The sequence below is a fragment of the Streptomyces sp. AM25 genome (assembly GCF_058146165.1).
On record NZ_JBKIWN010000154.1, the window covers coordinates 1 to 1245 of the forward strand.

Genomic DNA, 1245 nt, shown 5'->3' on the forward strand with positions numbered 1-1245 from the left:
GAGCGTTTCCGCAGGTCGGGGTGGTAGTCCGAGGAGGTCCAGGGGCGTGGTGAAGGGGTGGTAGGAGTGTTCGCGGACCGCCTGGGCGATGCTGGTGGCCCCGTCCTTCCGCAGGAGGTTCATCGCGATGTTGCGGAGCGTGGCCATGTTCTCCGGCCCGTGGCCCGTCCGGATGCGGGAACGGTCCTCCTGCCACACTTCGTCTCGAACAAAATGGATCTTGTTCTCGATGGCCCAGTGCCCCCGCACGGCGGTGGCGAGTTGATGCGGTTTGGCCTGTTGGGACGTCAGGTCCGTGATCACGTAGACGGTCTCGCGGGTCTGTTTGCCTGTGGCGATGTCGGTGCGGGTGCGGTAGATCCGGGCCACCTGCGCGACGTGGGGGAAGTCCAGGTCGTCGGTCGACAGGACGGTGATGGTGCGCCGCTCCCGTCGTCCGTGCCCCCGGCTTTGCTCGCTGTGCCGGACCTTCGCCCGTTCCCACGGCAGGCGTCGGCACGCCGCGTACAACGTCGGCTGGTTGGCCTTCACCGTCATGATGAAATGCGCCTTCTTGGTCTCGGCCAGGAACTTCGCGGTCCCGGTCTGCGTGTGGAGCGCATCCAGGGTCACCCAGGTGCCGGTCAGGTCGACATCGGCGTACAGCTCGCGCAGGCAGGGGATTTCATTGGTCTTGTCCGGGATACGCATCTGCCCGGTGACCAGGGCGTTCTCATCGCAGCCGGACAGCAGGTGAGCGGCGGATAGGGTGTGGGTGCGCGAGCCGCGGGCGCTCTTGCCGTCCACCGCCAGACGCTCCGGGCGCCCCTGCGGCGCGGCGCGGCCGGTCAGCAGAGCCGCGAGCCCCTGCGGGCAGGTCATCAGCAGCAGGCGCCGGACAGTGTCCTTGGCCGGAACAGGGCGCAGTCCGAGACCGCCTCTGCCGGGAAAGCCCAGGCGGGCGCGGGCGTCCTGGGTGCTGTGGCGCAGCCAGTCGGCGATCGCCGCATAGGACCTGGCACCCGCGATCACCGCAGCCTGCGCAGCACGAAGGACCGGCAGCAGCGGCCATCGCCGGCCCCGCCGGCTGCGGGAGTCGAACACCTCCGGGCCGCCGCCAACGGTTGCGGAGTGTGAGCAGATGGATGTGACAGAATACGACAACGCCGAAGTTCCGTTCTGGGCAGCCGAGTTGGAGTCTCAGCTGATCCCAACGGGACTTCGGCTCTTCAGGTCGCAGGGCCTCCCATCAGCCCAGATTCATGA

General features: G+C 68.0%; 1 protein-coding gene. It reads right to left on the bottom strand.

All coding sequences use genetic code 11. The features are described 5' to 3' along the window. The coding region (locus ACLHRZ_RS42485) for an ISAs1 family transposase (protein WP_490423998.1) at positions 1-1083 on the bottom strand (1083 nt) is incomplete at its 3' end. Positions 1084-1245 lie beyond the last annotated feature (162 nt).